Origin of the sequence: Bacillus sp. 165 (genome assembly GCF_017742235.1) — a bacterium.
Classification (GTDB): domain Bacteria; phylum Bacillota; class Bacilli; order Bacillales; family Bacillaceae_G; genus JAGHKQ01.
On record NZ_JAGHKQ010000001.1, the window covers coordinates 645,068 to 659,876 of the forward strand.

Here is a 14,809-nt window from a genome sequence, read left to right on the forward strand (position 1 = left end):
TTTCTTTTTGATTTACCATATGCAACAACATATCGGAATAGTAAACCCCCTTCATGGAACAAGAAAATTTATAATTTCGTTTTAACATACCGGTACGAAAATATATATACAAATACTGTGCTAATGCCGAAAATAATCCCGGTCATTACAAAAGAAGCTGTTACAATTCCAATCACGGCTGAAAAAATAATACTTACTATGAACAATAGAACGAACAACAAGGTCTGAAAGGATTGCGTTCTGCTTTCTACTGAAACTGGGTATAAATCAATCCATAACTTCGACTGATGATGCTTCCATAAAGTAATCAACTGAAACCCGATAAAATATAAAAATAAAACACTAATTGCTAATCTTGCGTAAAAAAATGGTACAAAATACAGCAAAATCGCACCAATAACACTCAAACGAACATATACACCCAAGTAATCACCAGAGCGAAGAAAAGTGCGAATATACAAATATAAATAAACATGGCCATCAGGAGCTAATGAGGCAAGCAGATCCAGCCACCTTCTTCGTTTCACCCTTGTCTTTAACATGGGAACATCGGTAAACATATTGGCAACACGATAAAACAACGTCATTCTTTTCTCTTCTTCCGCAATTAAATATTCCCACTTTAATGACTTTGTTTTAACTGACTGATGTAAAAGAGTAAGGTAGGTAATCATGAGGAAGACGAGACATCCCAGCCAGATAGTTGCTGCATTTACAAACAAAAAGTAGCAAAATAAAAAGTTTATTCCAAACCGTACCAGACTGTCGTATAAATGCTTTTTTTCATCTGTAAGCAAAGAAATTTCCCATGTTACAAACATATTCCATGCTTTAATAAGTGCCGCCAGCAATAAAAACAAGAACAACGCGGAAAATGGCTTTTTTAATTGCTGCATATATAAAGGTGCTGCTGCTGCACCTGCAATAATTAAAATATATATTTGCATCATGTAACTCCATACAAAGGCTCGTTGAAAATATGGATTCATTTTTTTTTCAAGCGGTAGCAAAAATACCACATCTGCCTGTTTTAGTAACGTTTGTACTGATCCCGCTGTTAGTATCACTCCAAACAGCACAGCAAGTATAAACGCGGCAGGAAAAGAAGATGATAATGTTTCTAACCATTGTTGATAATAATAAGCTCCTATACCAATAGCAAAAATAAGAATAAACTTTAAATGGTCATTAAAAATATACTTAACGTATCTCCTTACTTCCTTCAAAAATAATTGAAAGCGCTGCTTCCATAACTCTATTGCATTAAACATAATCTTCTTCCTTTGTCAGTTCGATATAAATATCATCTAATGTGGCATTCGGCATCGAAAATTGCTGCTGAAGTTCTTGAAGTGTTCCTTTTGCACGCACTTGACCATTATGTAAAATAATGAACGAATCGCAATATCTTTCGGCTGTAGCAAGAATATGAGTGCTCATTAAAATTCCTGCCCCTTGCTCTTTCATTTGCTGCATAAGCTGCAATAGCGATTGAATTCCCAGTGGGTCTAATCCAACGAACGGCTCATCTATAATATACAAAGACGGCTGTACCAAAAAGGCACACATAATCATTACCTTCTGTTTCATCCCTTTCGAAAAATGGGACGGAAACCATTTCATGCGGTTTTTCATACGAAATTCTGTAATTAGTTGCTCTACACGTTTGGCATATTCTTCTTCTTTTACCCCATAGGCCATGGCTGTTAATTTCAAATGTTCTTCCAGTGTAAGTTCTTCATATAATACGGGTGTTTCAGGTATGTATGTAAATGCGGCCCGGTAAGAAGTTGGATTTTGAGTGAACATTTGACCGTTAATGGTAATCGTGCCTTCCTTTGGCTCCATTAAACCAATAATATGCTTAATAGTCGTACTTTTTCCGGCTCCATTCAAACCAATTAATCCTACTAATTCCCCTTTATTAATTGAAAATGAAATATCTTGTAATACGGGCTTTTTCGTGTATCCTCCCGTTAAATGCTGAATTTGTAATAATGGTTCCATAGCAAAATCCTTTCTTTTGGATTTGTTCCTGCCTAAAGCACAGATCTTCTGTAGAAAGTGAACACCACCCAAACATTAAAATTAATGAATAAAACTTGTTCCACTATACTTTCATCTTACCAAAAATTCTGCCAACTACATAGCGAATCCCATTGTTATATTTAAAAAATAATTTACGTTTCATTTGTATATAAAAAATGAAATGCGGGTATGCTATTTATTGAAGAGGGGAGATGTTGAAAAACATCATCCAGCAAAAAGGTGAATACGTTTTGTGGTGAATTCTCATCATAAAATGGGGTGTCAATCAAAGACAAAATGTCTATGTAGTAGGAGTAAGTTTTTGTTCAATTCGGAAATGGGGTGTCTCTGGGAGAGCATATAAACTCAATTAGAGATGAGAACTCAAATTACGAAATGGGGTGTCTCCGAAAGGCGTCGTAGCGTAGTACCTCATAAATGAAGGTTCGACAACGACAAAATAAGGGGATGGTTTTCTTGAACAAAGTCACCGTTTTACAGGAGTAAACCAACTTAACTACAACTGCAAATGGGGTGTCTCGAGCAGAGTAGACAACTGGATTACGCATATTATCCTGACAAATGGGGTGTCTCCGAAAGACAATATTGAGTAAACATCAGGTTTTTCAACTTCCCTATCTTCTTTAAAACAGGAAGCAATTCAGCTTCCTGTTTTTTATTTATTTTATCATTGTTTTTTCTACCGTCTAAATATGGTAAAATACGGATAATACTATATGAAAGGATGAAAAATATGAATCATTTAGCAGATGATTGCATTTTTTGCAAAATTACTGAAGGAAAAATCCCTTGTGCAAAAGTATTTGAAAACGAACATGTGATAGCGTTTCTTGATATTAGCCAAGTAACAAAAGGACATACTCTCATCATTCCAAAAGTACATAAAAAAGATGTATTTGAATTAACATCTGACATTGCAGCAAATGTATTCTCTGTTGTGCCGACAATAGCAAACGCTATCAAACACCAATATAGTCCAGTGGGATTCAACTTGTTAAATAACAACGGGGAAAAAGCTGGCCAATCTGTATTTCACTTTCACTTACACTTGATCCCTCGCTACGGAGAATCGGACGGATTTGGAGCAGTATGGAAATCTCATCAAAGCGACTACACACCATCTGCTTTACAGGAAATTGCAGAATCGATTGCCAAGCATATTTAATTATTAAAAAACTGAAATATTATTGTGCACAGCAAGCTCACTCCGCCTAAACAACCATATGTAAAAGCTCGTTGCTTAAGCAGCACAGCAGGCGGATATGCTCGCTTGCTTTTTAATAACGTAATTTCATACATAGCACGTACAAAAAAGAACACAGTGCATATAAGAAGAAAAAAGACCATTTGTCTACTCCCCTTTTCCATTATGGATATGCTTATAGTAGACATTTCATGAGTACATGCTGATATTAAGGAGGGTTCTTTATGGCAAAATCAAAGCTTTTTATAGTTGGAGTATTGTGCGGAGGAGCAATTACCGGAGCAGCAGCATTATTGGCTTCCCCAGCCAGTAATGAATTGAAACGTAAACTAAAGGAAAAGGGCAAAGAATGGAAACAATCTTTGCATGAACTAAAACTAGATGGAAACCGTTTAAAAGTACAAACAATTGAAGCGCTATCTGAAGGAAAAAATGCAATTGCTAAACTAAAAGATGAGATGCCGAAGTCACTTTCGATTTGGCAAGCAAATATTGAGCCAAATAAAGAAAAGATCCAACAAGAATTAGATAATCTAACCAAAACATTAGAAAATCTTCAACAAACGCTTCCACCTAAACATTAATATACAAAAATGCACCTCGCTATAAAAATCGAAAATCTCTCAATTATACTAAGCTAGACTATAATATGTCTAGCTTATACAAAAAATTTTAACAATTCTAACAAAAGTACTTTATAATTTTTTATTTTACTGGCATAATAGATACTAACGAGATAGATTTATAGAAAAGTAGGTGAGTCAATGAAAAGCGGGGATAAAAACTATACAATTAAAGAAGCAATGATTTTTAGTCAACGTATCGCCCAGTTATCAAAAGCATTGTGGAAGTCCGTAGAAAAAGATTGGCAGCAATGGATTAAACCCTATGATTTAAACATTAATGAGCATCACATCTTATGGATTGCATATCACTTAGAAGGAGCTTCTATTTCTGAAATTGCAAAATTTGGAGTTATGCACGTGTCTACCGCATTTAACTTCTCTAAAAAGCTGGAAGAAAGAGGATACCTTGTATTTTCTAAAAAAGAGGATGACAAACGGAATACGTACATCGAAATTACGCCAAAAGGCGAGGAACTTCTCCTAAAATTAATGCAAGAATATGATCCTGAAAGCAACTCTGTCTTTAATGGCGCATTGGCACTTCGTGATTTTTACGGGAAATTTCCAGAAAATATTGAATTAATGGCAATTTTACGCAACATTTACGGACAAGATTTTATTGAAATTTTCGAAAAGTCTTTAGATAATATCGAAGAAAACTTTAAAGTAGAAGATAAAAAACTGATAAAAAAATAAGGTCTATATACATCTTCTTCAAATTCATAAGCTTTCTGAATTTAATTATTAGCGTGCGGAACATCTTTTGCTTTTACATAGCTTCAATTCCTTGTCTTAACATTGGCTTTTGTGGAAGCGCTTTTCCAAATTCCGTAAGAAGCGGATAATACCAAAGTTAATCTTCCGCTTTTTGCTTTGTATATCTTTGTTCATTTATTCACAAACTAATAGATAATTCTTGATTGCGTTTTAAACTAAAAACACAGAATAAATTACAATGTACTATTTATACCTCTTTTTATTTCCTCTCTGTACACTGATTTCTATCCTATCCCTCTCTTTCACACCTGTTATTTTACAGTTTTTTCGAAATGACACTATAACTTTGAAAACACGAATCTAACAACCTATGGTACAATGAAATGGATATTTGTTTATTTTTACATATAAGGAGGCATATCCTATTGAGTGCAATCTATATTCCTTTTGCTCTTATTGTACTATTCTACGCTAATTTCATGACCCATACCCTATGCAGACAGAAGGATATGTCCGAAAAACGTGAAACAAGAACTTTTCGAACTATTAACGTGTGTATAACTATTTTATTAATTTCATCCTATATAGAATTCATACATGCATAGGTAAACGGTAAAGCAAAAGCTTTACCGTTTTTTGTTACATATAAATAATCCCCACTATAATAAGTAAAATAAATAAGACAAGTAATAAAACAAAATAAGAATTTTCATATATGTTTCCCACTTTAATACCTCCTCTGTTCTCTCCTCTCGTTATGTATATGTAGGCATAAATAAAAAAGTTCAGCCACGGTTGACTGAACCTTTCCTATAGTTTTTTCATTTACTGTATTATAACCAAGCACATCCTACGATGATTAATAAAATGAACAGAACCACGATTAATGCAAAGCCGCCATAGTAGTTGTATCCTCCACCCATGCCTGACACCTCCTTCGAATTACCTATGATATAATATGCAAATTCCGTTTGTAAGGAGTAGGCGTTTATCCTGCTTCTTTCAATCTTCTAATTTTGAGTTAATTAGGAAATGTAAGCACACCCTACGATGATTAGCAAGATAAACAATACAACGATCAGTACAAATCCGTTACCATAATTGTATCCCATCTTTCTTACCTCCTTTTTAGGCCTCCATACATACTATTGGAATTTTTAAAATTTGCCTATGCGAATGTCCCGGTTTTCTTGAATATGACAACAAATTGGCAAATTTTCTTTTCGACATATGAAAACAGATATAAATGTGATATATTAATTGTTGTATCGATTGAACATACTGTAAATAAAAATACATACATAGGAGTGTTAATCAATGAAGAAAGCAATTATTGCGTTAGCTGCTACAAGCATGCTTACATTATCAGCATGCAATTCCATGCAGAATTCTGACCCAATTGTAAAAACAAGCGCAGGTAACGTAACGAAAGAGGAATTTTATGAAGCAATGAAAGACCGCGGCGGACAAAGTGTCTTAAAAGAGCTTGTCGTGGCAAAGGTTTTCGCAAAAAAATATAAAGTTACTGATAAAGAAGTGGATAAAGAATTTGATAGCGTTAAAGAGCAGTACGGTGACCAGTTTGAGGATGCATTAAAGCAAAGCGGCATGGATGAAAAAGCATTAAAGGAGCAAATCCGCTCTAATCTTGCCATCAAAAAAGCAGTAGAAAAAACAATTACTGATAAAGAACTGAAAGAAAACTATAAACCTGAAATTCAAGCAAGCCATATTCTTGTAGCAGATGAAGCAAAGGCAAAGGAAATCAAAGCACGCCTAGATAAAGGAGAAGATTTCGCAAAATTGGCAAAAGAATTCTCCGAAGACACAGGCTCTGCTGAAAATGGTGGAGACCTAGGATTTTTTGGTCCTGGCAAAATGGTTGCTGAGTTTGAAGCAGTAGCTTATAAATTAAAAGTTGGTGAAATCAGCGAACCCGTTAAATCTCAATTCGGTTACCACATTATTAAATTAACTGATAAAAAAGAGCTTGAACCATTCGATAAAGTAAAAGATGACATCAAAGCAGATCTAGTTGAGAAAAAAGTAAACGACCAAACTTATGTGAACAAACTTGTGGATGATGAACTGAAAAAAGCAGACATTAAAGTAGAAGATAAAGATTTGAAAGATACATTCAAACCTTCTGAAGAAACTTCTGAATAATAAAGAAATCGAGCATAGAAATTTTCTATGCTCGATTTTTTAGGTAAAATGGGACTTGGATGGGAGAACGGTTTTCGCTCCTCCTTTTGTCATTACAATTTGCATAGAAACGTGAATTGGGCTATTCTGAATACCTGATAAATAGTGGATGTCCTCTTGTTTTCGTTACATACTCTCCTTATGCACTTATATCCGTAATCTTGTACTCTACTATGCACCAAGCATATTCGAATCCTCATCAGGAATAACCGCATCAGACAATCGTCTTTCCACTTCAGCCACATACTGTTTCTTCTGCTCAGCAGTCCAATTCAAACGCTTTTCCATATAATCTGTAACTGCATCCTTCCATTTATACACCCAGTGAATATTAAAAAATAAGGCTCCTGTTCGACGAATAAAGAAATCTACCGGTTTTACCGTCATTTCATAATCAATAGCATACGCGAGAGGAATCAATACCTCTAAAGGCAAATTACAATTCTTTACTTCTTTTTCATATTTTTGTACAAAATCAAAAATACGATTGACATTAGAACCATAAAAGCGTGCAAATCGCTCTGCCTGTTCCTTGCTCAAGCCATACCTTCTTCCTTCTGCCGTTTTTTGCGCAAGGAACATTTGAAAATTAGAAGAACCACCTATATCTCCTCCTGAAATAGGCATATGCTTTGTTTTACAAGAAGAATATACACCATTTCCTTCTTTTTCAAGTAACTTTACTACTACATCCGTTACAAATTCTGACATTTTTCTATATCCCGTCAACTTTCCTCCTGCAATCGTAATTAACCCTGACTCCGATTGCCAAATTTCATCCTTACGGGAAATTTCTGAAGCTGCTTTTCCTTCTTCAAAAATAAGGGGACGTACTCCTGCCCAACTCGATTCAATATCGTTTTCTGTAATATTTACTGTTGGGAACATATAATTAATAGCTTCAATTACATAGTTACGATCTGCAATTGTTATTTTAGGATGAACTATATCTTGATCATAAAATGTATCTGTCGTTCCTACATATGTTTTTCCATCTCTTGGAATGGCAAATACCATTCTATGATCAGGTGTATCAAAATACACAGCTTGCTTTAATGGAAATCGTTTTTGATTAATAACAAGATGAATGCCCTTTGTGAGCTGCAATGTTTTTCCGCTTCTTGAATTATCTTTTTCACGTAATCTATCTACCCAAGGTCCCGTTGCATTGACAACTTTTTTTCCATACACTTCATATACTCGTCCGTCAAGCTGATCAATTACTCTTACTCCCTTTACTTTGCCATCTCTATAAATAAATTCTTCGGCTTTTGTATAGTTTAAAGCAATTGCTCCTTGCTCCACTGCTTTTTTTATTACTTCTATCGTCAAACGGGCATCGTCAGTACGATATTCTACATAATATCCGCTTCCTTTTAATCCTTCCTGCTTAAGCAACGGTTCCTTTTCTACTGTGTCTTTTACATTCAGCATACTGCGGCGTTCTGTTTTCTTTACTCCAGCCAAATAATCATATACCTTTAATCCAATCGAGGTACTAAATTTCCCAAATGTTCCTCCCTTATGAATTGGAAGAAGCATCCATTCCGGAGTAGTAACATGCGGGCCGTTTTCATATACAACTGCTCGTTCTTTTCCTACTTCCGCCACCATTTTAACCTCAAATTGCTTTAAATAGCGTAACCCTCCATGAACAAGCTTTGTAGAACGACTGGAGGTACCAGATGCGAAATCTTGCATTTCAAATAAAACAGTAGAAAGCCCTCTTGTCACTGCATCAAGCGCAATTCCGGATCCTGTAATCCCCCCTCCGATGATTATAAGATCTACATGCTTTTTATTCACTTCTGCCAAAAGCTCTTTACGCTTACGGCTTGAAAAATTCATGTCATATCCCCCTTTATATAAAAAGAGACCGCAAATAATACTATAGATAAAATAACTATAGTATATTGCGGTCTCTCCAACTCTCTTGCCTAATGTATGAACTTATCTACAGCCTACTATATTGTATGTTACTTGAATACTTTTGTTGCCACAATTGCCTTTTTCCAACCACTATACAATTCTTCTCGTGTTTTTTCTGGCATATTCGTTTCAAATTGACGTTCAATCTTCCACTGTTCTGCAATTTCATCTTGGTCTTTCCAATATCCTACAGCTAAGCCAGCTAAATATGCTGCCCCAAGAGCTGTTGTTTCGTTTATGACAGGACGCTCTACAGATACCCCTAGTATATCTCCTTGAAATTGCATCAAAAAATTGTTTTTCACTGCTCCTCCATCCACACGAAGAGTTTTTAACTGAATTTTAGCATCAGCTTCCATGGCACTGATTACATCTTTTGTTTGATATGCCAATGCTTCCAGAGTAGCACGAATAAAATGCTCTTTTGTTGTTCCTCGTGTCAAGCCAAACACCGCTCCTCGTACTTCACTGTCCCAATAAGGTGTACCAAGACCAACAAATGCAGGAACTACATATACTCCCTCAGTAGAATCTACTCGAGAAGCATACTCTTCACTGTCTTTCGCATCCTGAAACATTCGTAAGCCATCACGAAGCCATTGCACTGCGGAACCCGCCACGAAAATACTGCCTTCTAATGCATATTGCACTCTTCCGTTCAAGCCCCACGCGATAGTTGTCAGCAAACCATGCTGAGACGAAACAGCTCGCTCTCCTGTATTCATAAGCATAAAACAACCAGTACCATACGTATTTTTAGCCATTCCCTCATGGAAGCAAGCTTGCCCAAACAAAGCAGCTTGCTGATCACCTGCGATACCTGCAATCGGAATGTTTTGGCCGAAGAAATGATACTCTGCTGTATATCCATATATTTCAGAAGAAGACCGTACCTCCGGGAGCATACTCTTCGGTACGCCTAACAGATCCAATAATTCCTCATCCCATACCAGTTCATGAATGTTAAAAAGCAGTGTACGTGAAGCGTTAGAATAATCCGTTACATGGTTGCTTCCTCCTGATAGCTTCCAAACAATCCATGTATCAATCGTACCAAAAAGAAGCTCTCCTCTTTCAGCTTTTTCTCGTGCACCATCTACATGATCTAAAATCCATCTCACCTTTGTGCCCGAAAAATAAGCATCAATTAACAAGCCTGTTTTTTCTCGTACTACTGTATCATATCCTTGTTCCTTTAATTCATCGCAAATCTCTTTCGTTTGACGAGACTGCCAAACGATGGCGTTATAAATAGGCTTACCTGTTTCTTTTTCCCATACAACCGTTGTTTCCCGTTGATTCGTGATACCGATTCCGGCAATTTGCTCAGGCTTTACATCTGATTCAATTAAACAAGTGGCAATCACTGATAAAATTGAACCCCAAATTTCATTCGGGTCATGTTCTACCCAACCTGGATGTGGAAAATGTTGCGTGAACTCTTTTTGTGAAACGTGAACAATCTGACCCTGATGATTGAATAAAATGGCACGTGAACTCGTTGTCCCTTGATCAAGTGATAATATATATTTCTCCATACATCTCCCCCTAACGTTATTACATACAAGAAAAAGAGCCCACAATAAATTACACTTTATCAAAAAGCGTATTTTATGTGGGCCTCCATTTCTCCGTCACTCCAATTAACTTAACAACAATGGTAAAATACCTTAAAAACGTTGTCAATCCTTATGATTTTATTCTTTTACCATTTACCTACATCCTGATTCCTTTACCTCATCTTAGAAACTCTTATTATGAAAATATAGATGAATCCTGGTTTTTATTTTTTTGTTTTTCTCTGGCTTCACGGATACGGTCCATATAGATTTCTCCTTCCCGTTCCACATAAGCCTGGTCAATTTCTTCTTCCTTTTTAGAAGTATAAAGCACCATATATCCGCTTATGATAATACCCACAATCACGAGATACACCCACCAAGGCAATAATTCCATAATTATCCTTCCCTTCCTAAGACAAGCTATTTATTCTCACTATATGAAGGAAACAAGAAATTATGTCTATTGATGAAATGTTGGCTTGTAAAAAGAGCGATTATCTAAAGCAAAAACTCGTTCTGTAAATTCACCTGGCTTCACTCTAACTAAAGCACGATCTAGCATATTCATCTTCGCATCCAAGTTATCAATATAGTGAAGCACCTCCGCTTCTTTTATCATCGGCGGTTTTGGGCTACCCCATTCCGGTTTTCCATGATGACTGAGAACAATATGCTGAAGCACCATCACTTCTTCCCCTTGGATATTCAACTCTTCTGCCGCTTTGGCAATCTCGCTTACCATAATGGAAATATGTCCAATTAGGTTCCCTTCGACTGTATAAGTAGTAGAAATGGGACCTGACAATTCCGTTACCTTACCTAAGTCATGTAAAATCACACCCGCATATAATAAATCTTTGTCTAAAGTCGGGTATAAATGTGCAATTGCTTTTGCTAAATCCAGCATGGACACTACATGATACGCCAACCCTGATACGAACTCATGATGATTTTTTGTAGCAGCAGGATAATCGAAGAATGAAGTTTGATATTTTTTAATTAAATGACGTGTAATACGCTGTATGTTAGGATTTCTCATCTCGAAAACATATTGCGTAACTTTTTCAATCATTACTTCCTTTGTCAACGGAGCCTTTTCAATAAAATCCGAAGCATCTGGTGCTTCATGAGGCTGCGCCAAGCGGATTTGCTTCAATTTCAGCTGAATTCTGCCTTTGTAGTTCTGGATATCACCCAGCACCTTTACAATTCGTTCTGCAGCATAATTTTCCTCATCATCTTTTGATACATCCCATAGCTTAGCCTCAATGTCACCGCTCTGATCTTGCAGTATAAGAGTCAAAAAAGGCTTTCCGTTACTGGCTGTTCCTTTCATAGAAGATTTAATGAGTAAATATAAATCAATTTGTTCGCCAACTTCATATTGAGTAATTTTCTTTTTCATACAATATCCTCCAGCTTAATACTACTCTTAGTATACCATCAAAAGATTGGCATATGAGTCTAAATTTAACAGATGATTTTACTCCAAAAGACGAGGGCCAACAGCAGCGCTTTCATAAGACCTTCTATATAAATACTCACTAATTCATTGATTCACTACATTTTCTGTTAACCTTACAATTTGCTCTTCATCAAAGAACCTCAACATATGCTCATGACAAGTAAAGAAAAAAATCTGCCGTTCCTTTGCCAATTCCTGTAGTAAAGACAAAGCTTTTTCTGTACGTAAATAATCAAAGTTAACAAAGCTATCATCAATAATAAGGGGATACTTCACTTTGGCTTCATAGGTATTTGCAAGTGCCAAACGAAGTGATAAATACAACTGCTCTGCAGTTGCTTGACTCAATTCATTTGCATAAAATTGTGTCCCATCATTCCGCTGAACTATAAATGGTTGACCATCCCGAGGGGCATATACGGCTTTGTACTGATTTTCTGTTAAGAATTGAAAATATCGTTCCGCCATCATAAGTGTGGATGGTAGTTTCTCTTGGTGATACCGCTCTTTCGTTTTCAATAAAATCGATTTTGCAACAGCATATGCTGCCCACTTTTTTGCTTGCTCACGCAATTGTGATTTTTTCAATTCATAGGAGTGAAGGAAGTCAGCATAGGCACTCCCTTCCTCCAAAGATGCAATGTGCAGCTTAGATTCAGCAAGCAATGTTTGTAATTCCTGTTCCTCCTCACGATATGCTTGCCGCTTAGACTCTAATTCTTCTAGCAGAGTGTTATAGTCAGTTTGCAGCATATTATCATCTATAACTACCTCTGCTATAGAGTTTTGCAATAGTCCAATTTGTGCATCAAGAAATACAAGGTGCTTCCTTGTTTGATTAATTTCCTCAGTTGTCTGTCCTTTTTTTCGAAATTCCTCTTCATCTTGTACTTTCGCTGATGCAAAAAGTGCAGTTGCCTCTTCTTGCAATTTTTTACATAAAAGACTAAGAGCCTTACGTTCTTTCTCCCAATCTGCTTTTTTCTCCTCTAGCTGCGTTTTTCTCAGATTTTGCTGCTGTTGCTGCGTTAATCGCTCCTCCATTTTATATAAGCACACTGAAATATTGTCTTTCTGTATCCCAAAAACATTTGCAAGTAAATATACTCGTGTTTCATATGCCTCCTTTTTTTCTTCTAATATAGTTATCTTTTCATTTTGCCTTTGAACCTCACCATATAGGTCCTTTATTCTTTGAATTTGCTCGAAAGCTGTCATAAGCTGTGAATATGTGATACTTGTAGGCAATCCATAGTAAGCTGTCCATTGTCTAATAGTATGCTCAAGCTGAAATGAATCCTTTTCCCATTCTTCGTATTCAGTAACTACGCGATTATATTGACTCTCAGCTTGTTGTAATTTAAACTGCTCACGCTCTAGAAGCTGATTAATTTGTTCATGTTTCTCCAGCTTATGTATAGCTTCCCGTGCGGCAAAGGCTGAATTTCCATCAAGTTTATGTTCGAGTTCGCTTATTTCTTCCTGTATCTCTCGTAATAACACAGTTTCCTGACCTCGTGTAAGCATTAGGATAACTATGGATATAACAAAAATAAATATACCAGACAAAGAAACTGCCAAGCTTTTCATAACTAGGCCAAATAAGATAAGAACGGCAACTATACTAAATACGACCCCTATTGTTAACTGCAATTGTTTCTTTTTCTGCTTCCCTGTTTGTTCCAATTTATTTTTTCTAGTTTTTAAGTCTTGTATTGTTTTTTCTTGAAAAACGGCATTTTCTTCTACTAGTGATTGTTTAGTATAGGTACTCAGTTCTTCTTCAGATAGCAATTGTGCTTGCAAATACTGTATCTGTACCTCATATTCCTCTAATGTTGCTTTTGTACCCTGAAAACGTTCATCTAATTGATGTTTCAGTTCTGTCAGTCTGCGCCCTTTCTGTGCAAGCACAGTTACTTCTTCCTTAGCAGCGAGAGTCGTATCCCAAGTCAAACTGGAATCACGAGAAGTGCTCATTCCTAAGCTTTGTGCTATCATTTCTATTTCTTCTCGATTGCGTGAAGCTAATGCTTTTAAATTTTCTATTTCTTCCAAAAGATTATCATATGTACCTTTTTTCAACCTGCACTCTTCTACGGCTGGTGCTGCCTCTAATTGTTGTTTATCTACATTTATAAAATTCAATTGTTGTTGTGTATTTTGCACCTTTTGCGATACAACGTCTAATTGCAGTTCTATCGGCTTCAACTCTGCTATTAAGGCATCATATCGTTTTACTCCATCTGCTGGAAATGAGTGATCTTCTAACAACTGCAAGTAGCTTTCATGCTTTTTTTTATCAAGCAACAACGGCTGAAGAGCAAGCATTGCTTTTCCTTCTTGAATTGAACGTTCTACTAGTTGCTTTTGTTTATCTAATTCAGATAGTCGTTCCTCATATTGCTTCTTTTTCTGTTTCAATTCCTCATACACTATGAGCTGTTCCTGCCATTTAACCATCTTTTCATGCATACTGGCAGTTTCCTGAAACATAGCATTTACAATGGGTTTTTTACCGTTTGCTTTAAACAAACTATCCATTTCCTTTTGCAGCTTTTTTTCTGTACGAAGCAGCGTATCTGTTCCGACCGTACCTGCTGAAAATAGATAACTTCCAATCTCCTCTTCGTTCATGCGATGAATATTTTGCAATCCATGCATATCAAAAGCAAATATAGAAGCAAACATTGCTCTGTCTATGCCTCTTACGAGTTCCCGAACAACCTCTTCTCCCCCTTTTCCTCCATCATCAAAGTAGGCAGTCACTTCCCCTCTAGCTACTTTTGGCAAACGTTCAATCCTCAGTTTCCCATATTGCTCTGTAAAAACTGTAAGTGAACCTCCATACTTACCGCCATGCTTCGGTTCATAGCGTTTTTCATTGCGATTTACAGGAAAACCAAAAAAGATAAAACGTATGAAGGACATAATTGTCGATTTTCCCGCTTCATTTTCTCCGTAAATAACGGGGAAAGAAGAAAATTTCAGTTGTATTTCTTCGAGCTTTCCGTATCCATATATATGTATTTCTTCTATTTTCATCTACTCT

At 36.3% G+C, this 14,809-nt stretch carries 16 protein-coding genes; 5 read left to right on the forward strand and 11 right to left on the reverse strand.

The window, feature by feature from the left end; genetic code table 11:
• Nucleotides 1-68: 68 nt before the first annotated feature.
• Together J7Q84_RS03295 and J7Q84_RS03300 are read right to left on the reverse strand one after the other, a co-directional pair.
• Complete coding sequence (locus J7Q84_RS03295) at nucleotides 69-1,271, reverse strand: ABC transporter permease (RefSeq protein WP_209092950.1); 1,203 nt, start codon at nucleotides 1,269-1,271, stop codon at nucleotides 69-71.
• Nucleotides 1,264-2,007: an ABC transporter ATP-binding protein gene (locus tag J7Q84_RS03300; RefSeq protein ID WP_209092951.1), complete on the reverse strand. Its 744-nt coding sequence runs from the start codon at nucleotides 2,005-2,007 to the stop codon at nucleotides 1,264-1,266. The genes J7Q84_RS03295 and J7Q84_RS03300 overlap by 8 nt, the downstream gene beginning before the upstream one ends.
• 775 nt (nucleotides 2,008-2,782) lie before the next feature.
• Between J7Q84_RS03300 and J7Q84_RS03305 the strand changes: the two genes are divergently transcribed.
• Nucleotides 2,783-3,214: an HIT family protein gene (locus J7Q84_RS03305; protein ID WP_209092952.1), complete on the forward strand. Its 432-nt coding sequence runs from the start codon at nucleotides 2,783-2,785 to the stop codon at nucleotides 3,212-3,214.
• On the opposite strand, the gene yhzF is transcribed toward J7Q84_RS03305, so the two are convergent.
• Nucleotides 3,211-3,441, reverse strand: a complete 231-nt coding sequence (gene yhzF / locus J7Q84_RS18720; RefSeq protein ID WP_481747523.1) for a membrane protein YhzF — start codon at nucleotides 3,439-3,441, stop codon at nucleotides 3,211-3,213. The two genes, J7Q84_RS03305 and yhzF, sit on opposite strands and share 4 nt — an antisense overlap.
• Nucleotides 3,442-3,477: 36 nt before the next feature.
• On the opposite strand from yhzF, the gene J7Q84_RS03310 reads away from it, so the two are divergent.
• The 3 genes from J7Q84_RS03310 (at nucleotide 3,478) to J7Q84_RS03320 (ending at nucleotide 5,201) form a co-directional block, all read left to right on the forward strand.
• Nucleotides 3,478-3,837 carry a YtxH domain-containing protein gene (locus tag J7Q84_RS03310; protein WP_209092953.1) on the forward strand — a complete coding sequence of 120 codons (360 nt, stop codon included), beginning with the start codon at nucleotides 3,478-3,480 and terminating at the stop codon, nucleotides 3,835-3,837.
• A 180-nt stretch (nucleotides 3,838-4,017) separates the two neighbouring features.
• Nucleotides 4,018-4,575 (forward strand): HTH-type transcriptional regulator Hpr, encoded by a 558-nt coding sequence (locus J7Q84_RS03315; protein WP_209092954.1) that lies wholly within the window; start codon nucleotides 4,018-4,020, stop codon nucleotides 4,573-4,575.
• A 404-nt stretch (nucleotides 4,576-4,979) separates the two neighbouring features.
• Nucleotides 4,980-5,201: a hypothetical protein gene (locus tag J7Q84_RS03320; protein WP_209092955.1), complete on the forward strand. Its 222-nt coding sequence runs from the start codon at nucleotides 4,980-4,982 to the stop codon at nucleotides 5,199-5,201.
• A gap of 34 nt (nucleotides 5,202-5,235) precedes the next feature.
• Here the strand turns inward: J7Q84_RS03320 and J7Q84_RS18670 are convergent, their stop codons facing one another.
• The 3 genes from J7Q84_RS18670 to J7Q84_RS03335 form a co-directional block, all read right to left on the reverse strand.
• Nucleotides 5,236-5,322 carry a YjcZ family sporulation protein gene (locus J7Q84_RS18670; RefSeq protein WP_348519822.1) on the reverse strand — a complete coding sequence of 29 codons (87 nt, stop codon included), beginning with the start codon at nucleotides 5,320-5,322 and terminating at the stop codon, nucleotides 5,236-5,238.
• Between the two features lie 107 nt (nucleotides 5,323-5,429).
• Nucleotides 5,430-5,519, reverse strand: a complete 90-nt coding sequence (locus tag J7Q84_RS03330) for a YjcZ family sporulation protein (RefSeq protein WP_209092956.1) — start codon at nucleotides 5,517-5,519, stop codon at nucleotides 5,430-5,432.
• A gap of 102 nt (nucleotides 5,520-5,621) precedes the next feature.
• Nucleotides 5,622-5,708: a YjcZ family sporulation protein gene (locus J7Q84_RS03335; protein ID WP_209093115.1), complete on the reverse strand. Its 87-nt coding sequence runs from the start codon at nucleotides 5,706-5,708 to the stop codon at nucleotides 5,622-5,624.
• Between the two features lie 205 nt (nucleotides 5,709-5,913).
• Here J7Q84_RS03335 and prsA point away from each other — a divergent pair, with 205 nt between their 5' ends.
• Nucleotides 5,914-6,762, forward strand: coding sequence for a peptidylprolyl isomerase PrsA (gene prsA / locus J7Q84_RS03340; RefSeq protein ID WP_209092957.1), 849 nt, complete (start codon nucleotides 5,914-5,916; stop codon nucleotides 6,760-6,762).
• 210 nt (nucleotides 6,763-6,972) lie between these two features.
• Here the strand turns inward: prsA and J7Q84_RS03345 are convergent, their stop codons facing one another.
• From J7Q84_RS03345 to J7Q84_RS03365, 5 genes are all read right to left on the reverse strand, one after another.
• Nucleotides 6,973-8,649 (reverse strand): glycerol-3-phosphate dehydrogenase/oxidase, encoded by a 1,677-nt coding sequence (locus J7Q84_RS03345; RefSeq protein WP_209092958.1) that lies wholly within the window; start codon nucleotides 8,647-8,649, stop codon nucleotides 6,973-6,975.
• Nucleotides 8,650-8,777: 128 nt separating this feature from the next.
• Complete coding sequence (gene glpK / locus J7Q84_RS03350; protein WP_209092959.1) at nucleotides 8,778-10,268, reverse strand: glycerol kinase GlpK; 1,491 nt, start codon at nucleotides 10,266-10,268, stop codon at nucleotides 8,778-8,780.
• A gap of 217 nt (nucleotides 10,269-10,485) precedes the next feature.
• Nucleotides 10,486-10,686: a sporulation YhaL family protein gene (locus J7Q84_RS03355; RefSeq protein WP_209092960.1), complete on the reverse strand. Its 201-nt coding sequence runs from the start codon at nucleotides 10,684-10,686 to the stop codon at nucleotides 10,486-10,488.
• A gap of 66 nt (nucleotides 10,687-10,752) precedes the next feature.
• A complete protein-coding gene (gene yhaM, locus J7Q84_RS03360) occupies nucleotides 10,753-11,697 on the reverse strand; it encodes a 3'-5' exoribonuclease YhaM (protein ID WP_209092961.1) in 945 nt (314 codons plus the stop codon).
• Nucleotides 11,698-11,841: 144 nt separating this feature from the next.
• Nucleotides 11,842-14,802 carry an ATP-binding protein gene (locus J7Q84_RS03365; protein WP_209092962.1) on the reverse strand — a complete coding sequence of 987 codons (2,961 nt, stop codon included), beginning with the start codon at nucleotides 14,800-14,802 and terminating at the stop codon, nucleotides 11,842-11,844.
• Between the last annotated feature and the right edge of the window lie 7 nt (nucleotides 14,803-14,809).